Origin of the sequence: Streptomyces sp. ADMS, assembly GCF_033441795.1 — a bacterium.
Lineage (GTDB): Bacteria > Actinomycetota > Actinomycetes > Streptomycetales > Streptomycetaceae > Streptomyces.
The window spans coordinates 39347-55925 of record NZ_JAVFVX010000020.1 but is presented as its reverse complement, the minus strand read 5'-3'; the positions used below and the strand labels follow the sequence as shown (position 1 = coordinate 55925).

The following is a 16579-nucleotide window of genomic DNA, read 5'->3' as shown; positions in this document are numbered from 1 at the left end:
CCCGCACCCGCACCCGCACCCGCACCCGCACCCGCACCCGCACCCGCACCCGCACGCAACAACGAACCCCGCTACACACCCGCCCGCTGCTGAGCCTCCGCAACCAACGCCAGCACCGAGGCCAACTCCCCCTCACCACGCAGCACCAACGCGAGATCGTGCGCGGCCACAGTCACCTGATCCGCCGCGGCGAACATCCCCGCATCCGGCATCACCCGGGGCTCACCCCCCGGCGCTTCCAGAAGCTGGGCACGCCGTGCCAGTTCCCTGGCCAGCCCCAACGCCTCCGCCGCCGCCCCCCTCTGCAGCCGGCTCTGCGGCGCCGCCCGCAAGCGGTCGGCAAAGTGATCCACTGCGAGTGTCAAAGGCGAGGTATCCAGCACGCCGTGAGAGTAACCGTCGTACCTGGACTGTTGCCAACAACCCAACCCTCAGGCACGGTGGCGTGAAGGACCGGCTTACATCCCTTTTGCGTCCGGAGGCGCCGATGTCCCACGTCCTCTCCGAGGAGACCCACCGCAACTTGCTCGCCCGCATCCCCCACTGCACCGGTCGTGAAGTCGCCGACTGGTTGCGCACCGTCGACGATGGCCCCTCCCTCTTCCGTTTCGAGGAGAAGGTCAGTTGGCTCCGGCACGAGCACAATCTCGCGTACGGCCACGCCAAGGCGATCATTCACGAGTACGACCTGAGGAGGGCCGCGCGCAAGTTCCTCTGAGAGAGACCGAGGCGCGCACAGCACGAACGGCGAAGGACCCCGGGAGCGACCCCGGGGCCCTTCTACTGCCTTGCTGCCTTACTTACTGCCTGCCTGTGCCTGGCCGTCGTACTAGTCGTCACCCTGAAGGATGGCGATCAGCCGCAGGAACTCCAGGTAGATCCAGACCAGCGTCATCGTGAGGCCGAAGGCCGCGAGCCAGGCCTCCTCGCGCGGCGCCCCGTAGGCGATGCCGTCCTCGACCTGCTTGAAGTCGAGGGCGAGGAAGCACGCACCGAGCAGGATGCCGATGACACCGAAGATGATGCCGAGGGGGCCGCTGCGGAAGCCGAGGCCGTCACCGCCGCCGAACACCGCGAACAGCAGGTTCACGGCCATCAGCAGGATGAAACCGAGCGCCGCCGCCATCACGAAGCCGTAGAAGCGGCGGTTGACGCGGATCCAGCCCGCCTTGTACGCCACGAGTACGGCGGTGAAGACCGCCAGCGTGCCGATCACGGCCTGCATGGCCGCACCGCTCGCGATGCGGTTGTCGACGACGCTGGAGATGACGCCGAGGAAGACACCCTCGAGCGCGGCGTACGTCAGGATCAGCGCGGGCGAGGCCTTGCGCTTGAAGGCCTGAACGAGGGCCAGCACCATCGCGACCAGACCGGCGCCGATGGCGATGCCGTAGGACCGGCCGATGTTCGCGTCGTCGACCGGCAGCAGCGCCCAGGCGAGCGCCGCCGTGACGACCAGCACACCAAGTGTGGTGGCGGTCCGCATGACGACGTCGTCGATCGTCATCCGGCCGGTGGTTACCGGGGCCTGCGGCGGTGCGCCGTGCTGAAGGTCCTGCTGGGCGTAGGGGTTGGTCGCGTACGGGTTGCCGCCCTGCTGGGCCTGCTGGTCCGCATAGGGGTTGCCCGACTGCGTGCCGACAGCGGCGCCCCCGGCCTGCGGCGCGGTGTTGAAGCCCGCGTAGCCGTTGTCGCGGCTGAACCCCCGTCGCGAGAAGACCGGGTTGCTGCTCCTCATTTCACTCCTCCATGGCCACCCTGCGTGGCCTTGGCTCAAGAGTAATAGGTGGGCAAAGGATTGACCCTAGTGCTTGGGGAGGATCTTTCCCCTGCCCTGTCGCGAACACGCTACGCGCCCGCCTGACTCCCGGCCACGGAGGCCCAGGACCATGACCAACCCGGTACAGACCCGAGACCCTCCCCTGATCAAGAGGACCAACGGCCCCGCCGGTCGGCCACCGCGCCGGGTGTCCCGTCAGTCCAGGGGGAAACCCGTGTACCCCTCGGCGAGGTCGGTCTCCGCCGAACGGGCGCCGGCGATCCGCTCCAGCCGGGCCAGCTGCAGCCGGTCCTCGAAGGGAGCGGCGTCCGGGGTCCGGTGCAGGAGGGTCGTCATGTCGTACGAGAACCTCTCGGCCTGCCAGACCCGGCGCAGACAGGTCTCGGAGTAGGCGTCGAGGAGCTCCGCCGACCCCGTCTCCTTCTCGTGCGTCAGTGCGCGCGCGAAGGTCACGACGTCCCCGACAGCGAGATTGAGCCCCTTGGCGCCGGTGGGCGGCACGATGTGCGCGGCGTCACCGGCCAGGAACAGCCGCCCGTACCGCATCGGCTCGTGGACGTAGCTGCGCATCGGTGTCACGGACTTCTGGGTGATGGGCCCCCGGTCGAGCTTCCAGCCGTCGGCGGTCTCGAAGCGCCGCTCCAGCTCGTCCCAGATCTCCTCGTCGCCCCACTCCTCGGCGTCGGTGCCGTCCGGCACCTGGAGGTAGAGGCGGGAGACGGACGGGGAACGCATGGAGAGAAGGGCGAAGCCGCGGTCGTGGCGGGCGTAGACCAGCTCGTCGTGCGAGGGCGGTACGTCGGCGAGGATGCCGAGCCAGCCGAAGGGGTACGACCGTTCGAAGACCCGGGTGAGCTCGGCGGGGATCGCCGTACGGGCCACCCCCCAGAAACCGTCGCACCCGACGACGTACTCGCACTCCAGTACGTCCTCACGTCCCTCGTGCCGGAACCGCACCCGCGGGCTGCCGCTGTCGGCGCTCTCGACGGCGAGCGCCTCCGCCTCGAAGAGCAGCGGGCCGCCCTCCGTCAGCTGGAGGGCGATGAGGTCCTTGCAGACCTCGGTCTGCGCGTACACCATCACGGACCGGCCACCGGTGAGGGCGGGGAAGTCAACGCGGTGGCGCTTCCTGTCGTAGCGCAGCTCGATGCCGTCGTGACGCAGGCCCTCCCGGTCCATGCGCGCGCCCGCCCCGGCCGCGCGCAGGACGTCGACGGTCCCCTGCTCCAGGATCCCGGCGCGCTGCCGCCGCTCCACGTACTCCCGGTCCCGGCTCTCCAGGACGACCGAGTCGATACCGGCGTTGTGGAGCAGCCGGGCGAGCAGGAGCCCGGCGGGGCCTGCTCCGATGATGCCGACGGTGGTACGCATCGGTCGTTCCCTTCGCGCGGGGCGTTCACGGTGTTCGCATGGTGAAACTTTCTTCACGATACGGAACGAGTGTCCGACCACACACGACCGCTGTCAACGGTTCCACGCGGAAGTCACCGAAGCCGCCGAAACCTCAGAAGCCATCGGTGAAGTCTTCAATGGAAGAAGCACCGACAAATCCGGCATACGGCAGTCGGAAGTGCCCGGAGCCGGACTTGAACCGGCACGCCCGCGAAGGGGCAGCGAGGTTTAAGCTCGCCGTGTCTGCATTCCACCATCCGGGCAGGCCCTGGGCTCCGCATCGAGGTTCCGAGCCTATCGGGGCGCTCCGCCCGAACTGCGGCCGAGGGCACCGATGTTGTCTTATTTTATTGACGTCTGAGGGTGCATCAGCACCTGGAACCAGCCATCCGCACTTGCCAGTAGCCTTTCGCGAGGCTGCCCGGCGCGCATGCGGAATGACGGAATTTCACCGTCCGAACAAGGGGGCTCCACCTGTTCTTGCCGTAGCCCGTGCGGCAGGTCCTGGGGGACGGCCGTCATCCCCAGGTATGACACAGGCCCCGCGGGTCCGTCCGGAGTCTGCCTTCGGAACCGGAACAGCGGCTGACTACACGGCGCCGTTCGGCCATGACGATGGTTCACGAGCTTCACAACTCGAACCCGTCACACCCCGGGCCCACCGGCTGGCCCATCGCCCGACCCAATCGCCGTGCCGCCGTCCCGACAGGAGCCCCTCCCGTGACCACCACTCCCCTCGCCGACCGGACCACCACCGCGGTGGCCGCCCGCGCCACGGAACTGTCCAAGGTCTACGGACAGGGCGAGACGCAGGTCGTCGCCCTCGACCGGGTCTCCGTCGACTTCCAGCAGGCCGAGTTCACCGCGATCATGGGCCCGTCCGGCTCCGGCAAGTCCACGCTGATGCACTGCGTGGCGGGCCTGGACTCCTTCTCGTCCGGCTCCGTGCGCATCGGCGACACCGAGCTGGGCTCCCTCAAGGACAAGCAGCTCACCAAGCTCCGCCGGGACAAGATCGGCTTCATCTTCCAGGCGTTCAACCTGCTGCCGACGCTGACCGCCCTGGAGAACATCACCCTCCCGATGGACATCGCCGGCCGCAAACCGGACAAGCAGTGGCTGGACTCGGTGATCTCGATGATCGGCCTCGCCGACCGTCTCGGCCACCGCCCGTCCCAGCTCTCCGGCGGCCAGCAGCAGCGCGTCGCCGTGGCCCGCGCGCTGGCCTCCCGCCCCGACATCATCTTCGGCGACGAGCCGACCGGAAACCTCGACTCCCGCGCGGGCGCCGAGGTACTGGGCTTCCTGCGCAACTCCGTACGGGAACTGGGGCAGACGGTCGTGATGGTCACCCACGACCCGGTCGCGGCGGCATACGCGGACCGGGTGGTCTTCCTCGCGGACGGCAGGATCGTGGACGAGCTGTACGGGCCGACGGCGGACGGCGTCCTGGACCGCATGAAGCGGCTCGACACCAAGACGGTCCGCACCAGCTGACGCACCGCCACCCGTGCGCCGCCACAGGGTACGGGAGACGGGCTGACGCCCGCTCACCTCCCTTACTCCAGAACACACTTCACCACGACGACGACCGACTGAGACGACACCCCATGCTCCGTACCGCCCTGCGCAACGTACTCGCGCACAAGGCCAGGCTTCTGATGACCGTGCTCGCCGTGATGCTCGGCGTGGCGTTCGTGTCCGGGACGCTGGTCTTCACCAACACCCTCTCCAACGCCCTCCAGAACAGCTCCGCCAAGGGCTTCGACCATGTCGACGTCGCCGTCCAGCCGCGCAGCCGGGACGATGCGGGCGGCAGGATCGGCGAGATGCACGAGCTGACGCAGGCCCTGCTCGACGAGAGCGCGGGGGTTCCGGGCGCCGCCTCCGCCATCGGTGTCGTGGACGGCTTCACCGCCATCGCCGACAAGGACGGCAAGCTCGTCGGCGGCGGGTTCCAGTCACGGGGCGGGAACTACTGGGGCGACAGGGACGCCCGGTACCCGCTGACGGACGGCACCGCGCCGCGGGGCGCGGGCCAGGTCGCCCTCGACGCGAAGACCGCCGAGCGGACCGGCTACAAGGTCGGCGACACCGTGCGCCTGTCGGTGGACGGCCCGGTGCTCTCCCCCACCGTCTCCGGCATCTTCACCACGGACGACGGCAATGTGACGGCCGGCGGCAGCCTCGCCCTCTTCGACACGGCCACCGCGCAGCAGCTGTTCGGCAAGACGGGCACGTACGGCGAGATCGATGTCAGGGCAGCGGCCGGGACGAGCCAGGCCGCCCTCAAGGCGGCGCTGGACAAGGCCCTGCCGCAGAACGCCGTCGAGACCACGACAGGCGACCGACTCGCCGACGAACAGGCGAGGATCATCTCCTCCTCGATGAGCGGCCTGAAGCGGGGCCTGCTGGTCTTCGCGGGCATCTCACTGTTCGTCGGTACGTTCATCATCGCCAACACCTTCACCATGCTGGTCGCCCAGCGCACCAAGGAACTGGCGCTGATGCGGGCGGTCGGGGCCTCGCGTCGGCAGATCACACGGTCCGTGCTGGTCGAGGCGTTCGTGGTCGGCGCGGTGGCGGCGGTGACCGGGCTGGTCGCCGGCATCGGAATCGGAGCGGGGCTGAAGGCGCTCCTCGGCACGCTCGGCGCGACCGTGCCCGACGGGCCGCTGGTCGTCACTCCGGGCACGGTCGGCGCGGCCCTCACGGTCGGCGTCCTCATCACCATGCTGGCGGCCTGGCTGCCCGGCCGCCGGGCCGCGAAGATCCCGCCGGTGGCCGCCATGAGCAGCGTCCACGCGACGGCGACCACCAAGTCGCTGGTGCTGCGCAACACGCTGGGCGCGCTCTTCTCGGCCGCGGGCGTCGCCGTGGTCCTGGCGGCCACGACGATGAGCGGCTCGGACGGTCAGGCCCCCATGGGCATCGGCGCGGTACTCCTCATCATCGGCGTCTTCATCCTCACCCCGCTGCTCTCCCGCCCGCTGATCGCCGCCGCCGGCCCGTTCATGCGCGTGTTCGGCGTCTCCGGGAAGCTGGCCCGCCAGAACTCGGTCCGCAACCCCCGCCGTACGGCCGCCACGGCCTCCGCGCTGATGATCGGGCTCACTCTCATCACCGGCATGACGGTGATGGCGGGCAGCCTGCAGAAGTCGATCGACAGGATGGCCGCGTCCTCGATCAGGGCGGACTACATCGTCTCGATGGCCAACGGCCTCGATCTCTCCCCCGATGTCGCCGAGAAACTGGCCAGGACGCCCGGTGTGACCGCCCTCAGCGCTCTGCGCAACGCCCCCGCGCTCGTCGACGGCACCACGGAGTACCTGACCGGCGTCACCGGCGCGGCGATCGGCAGGCTGACCGAACTGCCGGTCGACGACGGCACGTTCAAGGTCGGCGGCACCCAGGTGGTCGTGGACGAGAGGACGGCCGGGTTCCATGGCTGGACGGCGGGTTCGGCCTTCACGGTCGCCTACGAGGACGGCAGGAAGCAGCGGCTGACGGTGGCGGGCGTGTACGAGGGAAACGAGGTGATGAGCGGCATCCTGGTCGACAACACCCAGCTGCCCCCGCACCGGACGGACACGGTCGACTCGGGTGACATGCAGGTCATGCTGAAGACCTCGGACGGCGCGACGAGCGCGACGAAGGACCGGCTGGAGAAGGCCCTGGGCGCCAACCCGGCCATCAAGATCCAGGACAAGAAGGACCTCTCCAACGAGATCGCGCAGATGTTCACGCTGATGCTGAACATGCTCTACGGCCTGCTCGCCATGGCGGTCCTGGTCGCGGTCCTCGGGGTCGTCAACACCCTGGCCATGTCGGTGTTCGAACGCTCCCAGGAGATCGGCATGCTCCGCGCGATCGGCCTCGACCGCAAGGGCATCAAGCGGATGGTCCGCCTGGAGTCCCTGGTCATCTCCCTCTTCGGCGGCGTCCTGGGCATCGGCCTTGGCGTGTTCTTCGGCTGGGCGGCCGGCGAGCTGATCGGCACGAGCATGTCGACGTACGAACTCGTCCTGCCCTGGGCCAGGATGGCGCTCTTCCTGCTCCTCGCCGCCACGGTGGGCGTCCTGGCGGCCCTGTGGCCGGCCCGCCGCGCGGCCCGGCTGAACATGCTGGCGGCGATCAAGTCGGAGTAGCGAAGGGAGAGTTGGGGCCCGCTTCCGGTGTGTGTGGAGCGGGCCCCGGTGCGTGTGCTCAGTTCCAGGTACGGGACCGCAACGGCAGCCCGGAGTTCCCCGACCCGGCGGTCCGCACGGCGAGAACCTGGTTGACGCCGATCCGGTTGTGCTCGAAGGCGAGGGCGGAGGCGGCCATGTACAGCCGCCAGACACGGGCGCGCCCCGGGCTGGTGAGCTGCTGGGCCCGCGCCCAGCCGGCCTCCAGACCAGCCACCCACTGACGCAGGGTCAGCGCGTAGTGCTCCCGGATCGACTCGACGTCACGCACCTCGAACCCGGCCCGTTCGAGCTGGGTGACCGTGGTGCCGACGGGCGCGAGTTCGCCGTCCGGAAAGACGTACGCGTCGATGAACCCGTCGAGGCTGTACGCGGACTCGTCCGTGTGCGGCCGGCGGGCGATCTGGTGGTTGAGGAGCCGGCCGCCCGGCTTGAGCAGGGCGTACAGATAACGCGCGTACGTCAGATACTGCTCGCTCCCCACATGCTCGGCCATCCCCACGGAGGAGACGGCGTCGAAGGGCCCGTCGGTGACATCCCGGTAGTCCTGTACGCGGATCTCGACCCGGTCCGTGAGCCCCTGGTCGGCGACGCGCTTACGGGCGTACACGGCCTGCTCCTGCGAGAGGGTGACCCCGACGACGTGTACGCCGTGCTCGCGGGCGGCATGGATGGCGAGTGAGCCCCAGCCGCAGCCGACGTCGAGGAGACGTCGGCCCGGCGTCAGGGCGAGCTTGCGGCAGACGAGTTCGAGCTTGTCGCGCTGGGCGTCCTCAAGGGTGGTGGTGCCGTCAGGGTTTTCCCAGTAGGCGCAGGAGTACACCATGGACGGGCCGAGGACGAGCTCGTAGAAGTCGTTGCCGACGTCGTAGTGGTGGCTGACGGCGCGTCTGTCGGTGCGCCTGGTGTGGAGGCGGCGGCGCCTGCGGGGGACCTCTTCGCGGGGCGGAGTGGGAGGGACGGGGGGCCCGGCCATCATCACCAGCCCGCGCACCGCCGCCCGCACCCCGGGTTCGCGCAGCGCATCGGAGAGGGTCCGGGCGTCCTCCCCGCGCTCCCAGAGCGGCCCGGACAGCAGATCGAGGGCGGCGTAGAAGTCCCCCTCGATGTCCAGGTCACCGGCGACGAAGGCCCGGGCGAGCCCCAGTTCGCCGGGTTTCCACAGCAGCCGGCGCAGGGCGCGGCGATTACGGACGACCAGTGCGGGGGCGCCGGGCGGCCCGGCCTGCGAACCGTCCCAGGCGCGGATGCGCATCGGGAGCGGTTCCCCCAGCAACTGTTCGGCGAAGCTCTGCAGCCGCGACGCGGCTTCGGGCATGGCGCACACCTCCGTTACGACATCACCGGGAATGTCCAACACCCACGAAAACACCAACGCGCCGGACTCGCAGTCCCCCATACCGATCACAACTGAGCAAAGCTCAATTTCAACGCGGCTTCAGCCCAGGCCGGGGCCCGTCCAGCGCGCCCGGCACCCACTGCAGAGGCCTGCGCCGCCCAGGCCGCCTCTTCCACCCACGCACCCGTTACGACTACCCCTCAAGCGCCGTCCGGCACTATCCAGCCTGAGGTAAACGTCCTGCGTGCGGTCGGCAACGGCCCCTTCCGCGACGCATCGCGGAAGGGGCCGGACCAGACCTCAGCGAGCGCGGTGAGACATCACTGAGTCACCACCTGCCGTCGGTTCGGCACCCGAAGCAGGGCAGCCACGAATCCTCGGACAGGGTCTGGTGAGTGTGCACGCTCATCGCGTCCGACTCGGTGAGCGCTCATGGCGTCGTCGAGTTCACTGCACCGATGCCAGCACACCCGAGAATCTCCTCATCGGTCATGGTCAGGATGGCGTCCACGTCGGGGGACGTTCATATCGCCGACTTCCAGTTCTGACACGAGGAAGAGGATCGACAACATGAGCGTAAGCACAGACGACCCTGGCGGGAACGGAAACACCCCCGCCGAGAACCGTCTGCCTCTGCGGTGGCTGGTGATCATGATCGGCTCGGCTGCTTCCGCGGGACTCGGCGGAGCGGCGGCCGGGGTGACCGTTGGCATCGGGATGGAGTTTCTTGTGGAACCCCAGAACGCCGTGGTGCTGGGCATCGCCGTAGGGTCGGCCGTCGCCGTAAAGACCTTCGTGAGGACGATGCAGCAGTTGCATCAAATCCTTGAGCGATAGCCCTCCCCAGCCGGGGTCAACGCTGTCACCAGCCGCAAGCGAGGCGGTGTCACGTCCAGAGACGTGCGGCTGGGTCGCGCTCTGCGACGTGTCGGGCGACCGCGGCGAGTCGGGGCGGGTGTATCGCTCCAGGGCGCGGACAGAGGCGTGGCGGGAACGGGCCAAGGTCGAGGTGCCGCCTTGGGCGTCGTGGGTGAGGGCGCCACGGCGGAGCCGTGACCGGCACACCGAGGGCGCAGCCCCCAGGGACGGGACGGGCAGGAAGGCGGCCGGGGCGGAAACCCAAAGGGCCGCCCGCACCACGGATGGCGAGCAGCCCCTTCAGGGGGTGGATCAGTGACCGGCGGCCAAGGAAGCCAAGGAGGTCAGGAGGCCTTGGCCTCTGTCTTCTCCTCCGCCTTCTTCGCGGCAGCGACCGGCGCCGGCTTCGCAGCCTCGTAGAACTCCTCACGAGGAGTCTCCAGCGCCCCCAGCGCCACAACCTCACGCTTCAGGAACATCGCCAGCGTCCAGTCCGCGAACACCCGGATCTTCCGGTTCCACGTCGGCATCGCCAGACCGTGGTAGCCGCGGTGCATGTACCACGCCAGCCGGCCCTTGAGCTTGATCCTGATCTTGCCCATGACGATCATCGCGACGCCCTTGTGCAGGCCGAGGCCCGCGACAGCGCCCTTGTTGGAGTGCGCGTACTCCTTCTGCGGGAAGCCCCGCATACCGGAGACCACGTTGTCGCCGAGCACCTTCGCCTGCCGCAGCGCGTGCTGCGCGTTCGGCGGGCACCAGGCGTTCTCCACGCCGGCCTTGCGGGCGGCCACGTCCGGCACCTGGGCGTTGTCGCCCGCGGCCCAGATGTAGTCCGTACCCGTGACCTGGAGCGTCGGCTGCGCGTCCACGTGACCGCGCGGACCCAGCGGCAGCCCGAACCGCGAGAGGACCGGGTTGGGCTTGACGCCCGCGGTCCACACGATCGTGCTGGAGTCGACCTCCAGCCCGTTCTTCAGAACGACGTGGCCGTCCACGCACGAGTCCATCGACGTCGAAAGATAGATCTCGACCCCGCGGCTCTCCAGGTGCTCCTTGCCGTACTGGCCCAGCTTCGGGCCGACCTCGGGAAGGATCTTGTCGGCGGCGTCGACGAGAATGAACCGCATGTCCTCGCGGGACACGCTGGCGTAGTACTTCGCCGCGTCCCGCGCCATGTCCTCGACCTCGCCGATGGTCTCCGCACCCGCGAAGCCACCGCCGACGAACACGAAGGTGAGCGCCTTGCGGCGGATCTCCTCGTCGGTCGTGGAGTCAGCCTTGTCCAGCTGCTCCAGGACGTGGTTCCGCAGGCCGATGGCCTCCTCGATGCCCTTCATACCGATGCCCTGTTCGGCGAGGCCGGGGATCGGGAAGGTGCGGGAGACCGCGCCCATGGCGATGACGAGATAGTCGAAAGGCAGCTCGTACGCCTCACCCACGAGGGGGGCGATCGAGGCGACCTTGCGGTCCTGGTCGATGCTGGTGACCCGACCGGTGAGAACTTCCGCCTTGGGCAGCACACGTCGCAGCGGGACGACGACGTGGCGCGGCGAGATGCTGCCGGCGGCGGTTTCGGGGAGGAAGGGCTGGTAGGTCATGTACGACCGGGGGTCGACGACCGTGACGGTCGCCTCGCCGTAGCGCATCTTCTTGAGAATGCGCCGAGCTGCGTACAGGCCTACGTACCCACCGCCTACTACGAGGATCCTGGGACGCTCCGTGGTGCTCATGCCATCGAGTATCCACCCGCTCCAGGGGGGTCGCTCGTGCGCCCCTTCACAAGCTTATGCGGCACCTCTGCTACACTGCGCGGCCCGCTTGCCGGAGGCCATGCCCCGCGAGAGGAACCAGCGGGCAGTACGCCCCGATGTCAATGCCGCGTGAACTGCCCTTCCAGGCCGCCGGAGTGACTGGACCAGCCCTCGGCCACACCCCCGGGAAACACCGCCGAAACGCTCCCCCGAGCACACTCCCACCCCAGGTGAGCCACCGAAAGGGCCCTCCGGACCATGTTCGTCGCCCAACAGGACCGAATTCCTTGTGAAGAACTTCACGAAGTTTCCCGGGAGGGCGTCATCGGGGAGCCGTAAACAGCCCCTCAAGTGCGCTCATACGTTATCCGGCCTGCTCAGCCGAGGGTTGAGCGACCGACCAGGCAATGCCGTCAAGGATGTCGTGCTCACTCACCACGACCTCCGTCGCCCCGATCCGCTCCATGATCGAGAGCAGTACGAGGGCCCCCGCACCGATCACGTCGACGCGCCCCGGGTGCATGGACGGAATCGCCGCACGCTCGGCGTGCGTGGACCGGAGAAGGGTTTCGGTGATCTCGCGGACGCGGTCGTAGGAGACCCGGGAGTGGTGGATGGCCTCGGTGTCGTACGCGGGCAGGTTCTGGGCGATCGCCGACACCGTCGTGACGGACCCGGCGAGCCCCACCAGCGTGCGCGCCTCACCCAGCGGAACCGTCTCGCCGGCCAGGTCGAGCGCGGCCTCGATGTCGGCCCGGACGGCGGCGATCTGCTCGTCCCCCGGCGGGTCCACGACCGCCCCGTCCCGCACCAGGTGCCGCTCGGTCATCCGCACGCACCCGATGTCCACGGACCGTGCCCCGCGCACATGGTCGTCCCCGACCACGAACTCGGTCGAGCCGCCGCCGATGTCCACGACGAGGTAGGGCTTGGCGAGGTCGTCGCGCCCCGCCAGCTCCCTGGTGGCGCCGGTGAAGGAGAACTCGGCCTCCTGCTCACCCGAGATCACCTCGGGCTCGACACCCAGGATGTCCAGCACCCCGCGCACGAACTCGTCCCGGTTCTCCGCGTCCCGGGAGGCGGAGGTCGCCACGAAGCGCAGCCGCTCGGCGCCGTGCTCCTTGATGACGGCGGCGTACTCACGGCAGGCCGCGAAGGTCCGCTCCAGCGCCTCGGGGGCCAGCCGCCCCGTACGGTCGACGCCCTGACCGAGGCGGACGATGGTCATCCGCCGGTCCAGGTCGACGAGTTCGCCCGTCTCCGGGTCGGCGTCGGCGACGAGGAGGCGGATCGAGTTCGTACCGCAGTCGACAGCGGCGACGCGGGTCACCTGGCGCCCTCCCCGGACTCCGCCGAGTCCGCCGGCTCCTCGGGCTCCACTCGCTTGAACGCGAAGTAGCCGGACTCGCCCGCGTCCACCTCCCAGCCCTCCCCCTCCGGAGGCGTCGAGCGCATCACGCAGGGCCCCTTCGCCCACCACTCGGGCAGCATCGCGATCGCCTCGTCGCCCAGCGGGTTCACCCCGGGGCCGGCGGCCAGCGAGTGGCCCACGAGGACGTGCAGGCACTTCACGCGGTCCGGCATGCCCCCCGCGCTCGGGAAACCCTCCAGGACCTCGATCGCGTCACGGCGCGCGATGTAGTCGTCGTGCGCGGCCCGGTAGGCGGCGGCCAGTTCCGGGTCCGTCGACAGGCGTTCCGTCATCTCCTTCATCACGCCGTTCGCCTCCAGCGTGCCGATCGCCGAGGCGGCGCGCGGGCACGTCAGGTAGTACGTCGTGGGGAAGGGCGTGCCGTCCGGCAGCCGCGGAGCCGTCTCCACGACGTCCGGCTGCCCGCAGGGACAGCGGTGCGCGATGGCGCGCAGCCCGCGCGGCGGGCGGCCCAGTTGCTGCTGGAAGGCCTCGACGTCCGCGTCGGTCGGCTCGGTGCGCGGGGTGGGAGGCGGGGGCGTGTCCATACCTGTCTTCTCTGTTCCGTTCACTTCACTATTCGGCGGCGTCGGCCTTGTCCACGCCGTCCCAGACGTTCGCGTACCAGGGGCGGTCGGCCGCGCCCAGGTCGGCGCGCGACTGCTTCGCCGCGTCCGGGTCGATGACGATGTACCCGGTCTCGCCCGGCATCACATAGTGCAGCCGCTGCCGGATCTGCTGCTCCGCGTACGCGTCGTCCTGCCAGCGTGCCTTCAGGTCGCGGAGTTGCTCGACCCGCCGGGTGGCCTGGTCGCGTTCGCGTTCCATGTCGGCGATGTCGGCGCGCTGGGAGACGTACTGCCTTATCGGGTAGGCAAGAGCCACGATCAGCGAGCAGAGGACCAGAGCGAGCAGGGCCGCCCGGCCGGTCAGGCGAGAGCGGCGGGCCTGACGCCTGGTCTGGGAACGATAGACGCGGGCCGCCGTCTGCTCGCCGAGCAGCTTGATCCTGGTCGCGGTGGAGAACCGGTCCCGGTCCTTCACGGACATGTCCCGCCTCCCGAGCGTCTGCGCCTGCTGTACCCCTGCGCACGTGCGTACGTCCCCGCACACGGTACGGGACCGGGTACGGGGACGTACGTACGACTGGCTATGCCATACCCCTGGTTGGGGTCAGGCTCAGCCCTTGCTGTGTCCGTGGCCCGCAGAGCGGACGTCGGGAAAGGCTCAGCCCTTGAAGCGCGGGAAGGCCGAGCGACCGGCGTACACCGCCGCGTCGTCGAGGATCTCCTCGATGCGCAGGAGCTGGTTGTACTTGGCGACGCGGTCCGAGCGGGCCGGGGCGCCGGTCTTGATCTGGCCGCAGTTCACGGCGACGGCGAGGTCGGCGATGGTGACGTCCTCGGTCTCGCCGGAGCGGTGGGACATCATGCACTTGAAGCCGTTGCGCTGGGCCAGCTCGACGGCGTCCAGGGTCTCGGTCAGCGAGCCGATCTGGTTGACCTTGACGAGCAGGGCGTTGGCCGAACCCTCCTCGATGCCGCGGGCCAGACGCTCCGGGTTGGTGACGAAGAGGTCGTCGCCGACGATCTGGACCTTGTCGCCCAGCCTGTCGGTGATGGTCTTCCAGCCGGCCCAGTCGTCCTCGTACAGCGGGTCCTCGATGGAGACGAGCGGGTACGCGGAGACGAGCTCCTCGTAGTACTCGGTCATCTCGGCGGCCGTGCGGGACTTGCCCTCGAACTCGTACTTGCCGTCCTTGTAGAACTCGGACGCGGCGACGTCGAGCGCGAGCCCGATCTGCTCGCCGGGGACGTAACCGGCCTGCTTGATGGCCTCGATGATGAGGTCGAGCGCGGCGCGGTTGGACTCCAGGTTCGGGGCGAAGCCGCCCTCGTCGCCGAGACCGGTGGACAGGCCCTTGGTCTTCAGCACCTTCTTGAGGGTGTGGTAGATCTCGGCGCCCCAGCGCAGGGCCTCGGAGAAGGACTCCGCGCCGATGGGGGCGATCATGAACTCCTGGATGTCCACGTTGGAGTCGGCGTGCGAGCCGCCGTTCAGGATGTTCATCATCGGAACGGGCAGCAGGTGCGCGTTCGGGCCGCCCAGGTAGCGGAAGAGGGGGAGGTCGCTGGCCTCGGAGGCGGCGTGCGCGACGGCGAGGGAGACGCCGAGGATGGCGTTGGCGCCGAGCGAGGCCTTGTTGTCGGTGGCGTCCAGGTCGAACATGGCCTGGTCGATCAGGCGCTGCTCGGTGGCGTCGTAGCCGACGAGCTCCGGGCCGATCTGCTCGATGACGGCGAGGACGGCCTTCTCGACACCCTTGCCGAGGTAGCGGTTGGGGTCACCGTCCCGCAGTTCGATGGCCTCGAAGGCTCCGGTGGAGGCGCCGGACGGAACGGCGGCACGACCGGTGCTGCCGTCGTCGAGGCCGACCTCGACCTCGACGGTGGGGTTGCCTCGCGAGTCGAGGATTTCCCGGGCTACGACGACGTCGATGGACGGCACGAGCATCTCCTTCTGGGATGTGACGCGGGTACGCGGGGCTGCGTGGCCTCGCGAGTACGGGGCCGCGGCGGCTCCGCGATGATGAGCCTAACCGGCTCCGGGACATCGGCCAGCCGTCCGACCACCCCATGGACGGAACATGGACGGAAGCGAGGGTAAACATTGTTCCCCCAGGGAACAAAAAGCCCCGCTCCGGTGCGTACGGGGGAACACGCACCGGAGCGGGGAGCCCGTGGGGGACGGGGGTGACCCTCACGAGGCCTTCACTATGGAGGGCACGGATGTGAGGGCCCTGTGGTTCACCTTCGGGCCGGCCGAGAACTGGGGGATGCTCCGGCCCGCCGGTGACCGGGGTCAGCCGAGGTGCAGCTGCTGGCCCGGGTAGATGAAGTCGGCGTCGTCGATGATGTCCTTGTTCAGCTGGAAGAGCTTCTCCCAGCCGCCCTTGACGTCGTGCGCCTCGGCGATCTCACTGAGGGTGTCGCCGGTGACGACCTTGTACTCACCGTCGCCCTTCTCGACCTTCTTGCCGGTCGGGGTGGTGACGGTCTTCTTCGCGGCCGGCCGCTCCTGCGAACGGGAGGCCTGCTGGTCGGAGGAGCGGGTAGTGGCCTCGCCGGAGCCGCTGGAGCCGCTGTCGCTCGTACCGGAGCCGGTGTCCGAGCTGCTGCCGCCGTCGTAGGCGGCGCCGGACAGGCCCACGCCGCAGGTCGGCCAGGCACCCTTGCCCTGGCCCGCGAGGACCTTCTCGGCGACGGCTATCTGCGCGGACTTGGAGGCCTGGTCGGCGGTGGAGGCGTACGCCGTGCCGCCGTACGCGGCCCAGGTCGAGGCGGAGAACTGCAGACCGCCGTAGTAGCCGTTGCCGGTGTTGATGGACCAGTTGCCGCCGGACTCGCACTGGGCGACCGTGTCCCACTCGGCGGAGGTGGCGGCGGAGGCGGAGCCGACCGCCAGCAGCGGAGCGGCGACCGCGGCGCCGGTGACACCGGCGATGGCGACGGCGCGACTGGCCTTGGACGGACGGCGGTGCTTGCCCTTGCCGGAAAACAGCATGCGTGATCCCCTCACCGACGCCTGCGAGGTGAGCTGTCGGATTCGGGCCGGTTGAGTTGCCCGGCCGTACGTCCCTCTCGGGCTGCGTACGGCTTCACCCCAAGCCACTCCGGTCAACTGCCCCGGTGCGGCACTTACCTTGGGTCCCCCGCTCCTGCCTACGGCGCTTGATAGCGACGACTGTTCCCGTACGGCCGTTGGCAGGATTCGGCGTTACGACCGGCGGGGCCCGCGATGGCGAGCGATCTCGACCGTAAACAGGTGATCCCCTGAAATACAAAGACGATCAGGGCT

At 69.3% G+C, this 16579-nt stretch carries 14 protein-coding genes, 1 tRNA gene and 1 riboswitch; of the genes, 4 read left to right on the top strand and 11 right to left on the bottom strand.

Going from position 1 to position 16579, the window contains the following annotated elements:
- Window positions 1-71 precede the first annotated feature (71 nt).
- On the bottom strand, window positions 72-383 hold the full coding sequence (locus RB628_RS11905; protein ID WP_318320322.1) for a hypothetical protein: 312 nt from the start codon (window positions 381-383) through the stop codon (window positions 72-74).
- A 104-nt stretch (window positions 384-487) separates the two neighbouring features.
- Here RB628_RS11905 and RB628_RS11900 point away from each other — a divergent pair, with 104 nt between their 5' ends.
- Complete coding sequence (locus tag RB628_RS11900) at window positions 488-718, top strand: DUF4287 domain-containing protein (RefSeq protein WP_318320321.1); 231 nt, start codon at window positions 488-490, stop codon at window positions 716-718.
- A 111-nt stretch (window positions 719-829) separates the two neighbouring features.
- Here the strand turns inward: RB628_RS11900 and RB628_RS11895 are convergent, their stop codons facing one another.
- The 3 genes from RB628_RS11895 to RB628_RS11885 all read right to left on the bottom strand — a co-directional run bounded on the left by RB628_RS11895 (window position 830) and on the right by RB628_RS11885 (window position 3435).
- The gene (locus tag RB628_RS11895) at window positions 830-1738 is read right to left on the bottom strand and encodes a Bax inhibitor-1/YccA family protein (protein ID WP_318320320.1); all 909 of its coding nucleotides are present in this window, start codon (window positions 1736-1738) and stop codon (window positions 830-832) included.
- A 237-nt stretch (window positions 1739-1975) separates the two neighbouring features.
- Window positions 1976-3151, bottom strand: coding sequence for a 4-hydroxybenzoate 3-monooxygenase (locus RB628_RS11890; RefSeq protein ID WP_318320319.1), 1176 nt, complete (start codon window positions 3149-3151; stop codon window positions 1976-1978).
- A 200-nt stretch (window positions 3152-3351) separates the two neighbouring features.
- Window positions 3352-3435, bottom strand: a tRNA-Leu gene (locus RB628_RS11885).
- A gap of 457 nt (window positions 3436-3892) precedes the next feature.
- Between RB628_RS11885 and RB628_RS11880 the strand changes: the two genes are divergently transcribed.
- Window positions 3893-4669, top strand: a complete 777-nt coding sequence (locus RB628_RS11880) for an ABC transporter ATP-binding protein (RefSeq protein ID WP_318320318.1) — start codon at window positions 3893-3895, stop codon at window positions 4667-4669.
- Window positions 4670-4782: 113 nt separating this feature from the next.
- Complete coding sequence (locus tag RB628_RS11875) at window positions 4783-7320, top strand: ABC transporter permease (protein WP_318320317.1); 2538 nt, start codon at window positions 4783-4785, stop codon at window positions 7318-7320.
- Between the two features lie 58 nt (window positions 7321-7378).
- On the opposite strand, the gene RB628_RS11870 is transcribed toward RB628_RS11875, so the two are convergent.
- Complete coding sequence (locus RB628_RS11870; protein WP_318320316.1) at window positions 7379-8677, bottom strand: class I SAM-dependent methyltransferase; 1299 nt, start codon at window positions 8675-8677, stop codon at window positions 7379-7381.
- Between the two features lie 591 nt (window positions 8678-9268).
- Between RB628_RS11870 and RB628_RS11865 the strand changes: the two genes are divergently transcribed.
- Complete coding sequence (locus RB628_RS11865; protein WP_318320315.1) at window positions 9269-9535, top strand: hypothetical protein; 267 nt, start codon at window positions 9269-9271, stop codon at window positions 9533-9535.
- A gap of 365 nt (window positions 9536-9900) precedes the next feature.
- Here RB628_RS11865 and RB628_RS11860 read toward each other — a convergent pair whose 3' ends face one another.
- The 6 genes from RB628_RS11860 to RB628_RS11835 all read right to left on the bottom strand — a co-directional run bounded on the left by RB628_RS11860 (window position 9901) and on the right by RB628_RS11835 (window position 16285).
- On the bottom strand, window positions 9901-11289 hold the full coding sequence (locus RB628_RS11860; protein ID WP_318320314.1) for an NAD(P)/FAD-dependent oxidoreductase: 1389 nt from the start codon (window positions 11287-11289) through the stop codon (window positions 9901-9903).
- A 385-nt stretch (window positions 11290-11674) separates the two neighbouring features.
- Entirely contained in the window at window positions 11675-12640 is a 966-nt protein-coding gene (locus RB628_RS11855; protein WP_318320313.1) for a Ppx/GppA phosphatase family protein, read from the bottom strand.
- Window positions 12637-13269: a DUF501 domain-containing protein gene (locus RB628_RS11850; RefSeq protein ID WP_318320312.1), complete on the bottom strand. Its 633-nt coding sequence runs from the start codon at window positions 13267-13269 to the stop codon at window positions 12637-12639. The genes RB628_RS11855 and RB628_RS11850 overlap by 4 nt, the downstream gene beginning before the upstream one ends.
- Before the next feature lie 28 nt (window positions 13270-13297).
- Window positions 13298-13771 carry a septum formation initiator family protein gene (locus RB628_RS11845; RefSeq protein ID WP_318320311.1) on the bottom strand — a complete coding sequence of 158 codons (474 nt, stop codon included), beginning with the start codon at window positions 13769-13771 and terminating at the stop codon, window positions 13298-13300.
- A gap of 177 nt (window positions 13772-13948) precedes the next feature.
- Entirely contained in the window at window positions 13949-15235 is a 1287-nt protein-coding gene (eno, locus tag RB628_RS11840; protein WP_318320310.1) for a phosphopyruvate hydratase, read from the bottom strand.
- A 348-nt stretch (window positions 15236-15583) separates the two neighbouring features.
- Entirely contained in the window at window positions 15584-16285 is a 702-nt protein-coding gene (locus RB628_RS11835; protein ID WP_318320309.1) for a transglycosylase family protein, read from the bottom strand.
- 3 nt (window positions 16286-16288) lie between these two features.
- Window positions 16289-16461: riboswitch (cyclic di-AMP (ydaO/yuaA leader) on the bottom strand.
- Window positions 16462-16579 lie beyond the last annotated feature (118 nt).

Coding starts and splice junctions, on each gene's coding strand:
- RB628_RS11900 (WP_318320321.1), top strand. CDS start 488: ATGTCCCACGTCCTCTCCGAGGAGACCCACCGCAACTTGCTCGCCCGC.
- RB628_RS11895 (WP_318320320.1), bottom strand. CDS start 1,738: ATGAGGAGCAGCAACCCGGTCTTCTCGCGACGGGGGTTCAGCCGCGAC.
- RB628_RS11890 (WP_318320319.1), bottom strand. CDS start 3,151: ATGCGTACCACCGTCGGCATCATCGGAGCAGGCCCCGCCGGGCTCCTG.
- RB628_RS11875 (WP_318320317.1), top strand. CDS start 4,783: ATGCTCCGTACCGCCCTGCGCAACGTACTCGCGCACAAGGCCAGGCTT.
- RB628_RS11870 (WP_318320316.1), bottom strand. CDS start 8,677: ATGCCCGAAGCCGCGTCGCGGCTGCAGAGCTTCGCCGAACAGTTGCTG.
- RB628_RS11865 (WP_318320315.1), top strand. CDS start 9,269: ATGAGCGTAAGCACAGACGACCCTGGCGGGAACGGAAACACCCCCGCC.
- RB628_RS11860 (WP_318320314.1), bottom strand. CDS start 11,289: ATGAGCACCACGGAGCGTCCCAGGATCCTCGTAGTAGGCGGTGGGTAC.
- RB628_RS11850 (WP_318320312.1), bottom strand. CDS start 13,269: ATGGACACGCCCCCGCCTCCCACCCCGCGCACCGAGCCGACCGACGCG.
- RB628_RS11845 (WP_318320311.1), bottom strand. CDS start 13,771: ATGTCCGTGAAGGACCGGGACCGGTTCTCCACCGCGACCAGGATCAAG.
- eno (WP_318320310.1), bottom strand. CDS start 15,235: ATGCTCGTGCCGTCCATCGACGTCGTCGTAGCCCGGGAAATCCTCGAC.
- RB628_RS11835 (WP_318320309.1), bottom strand. CDS start 16,285: ATGCTGTTTTCCGGCAAGGGCAAGCACCGCCGTCCGTCCAAGGCCAGT.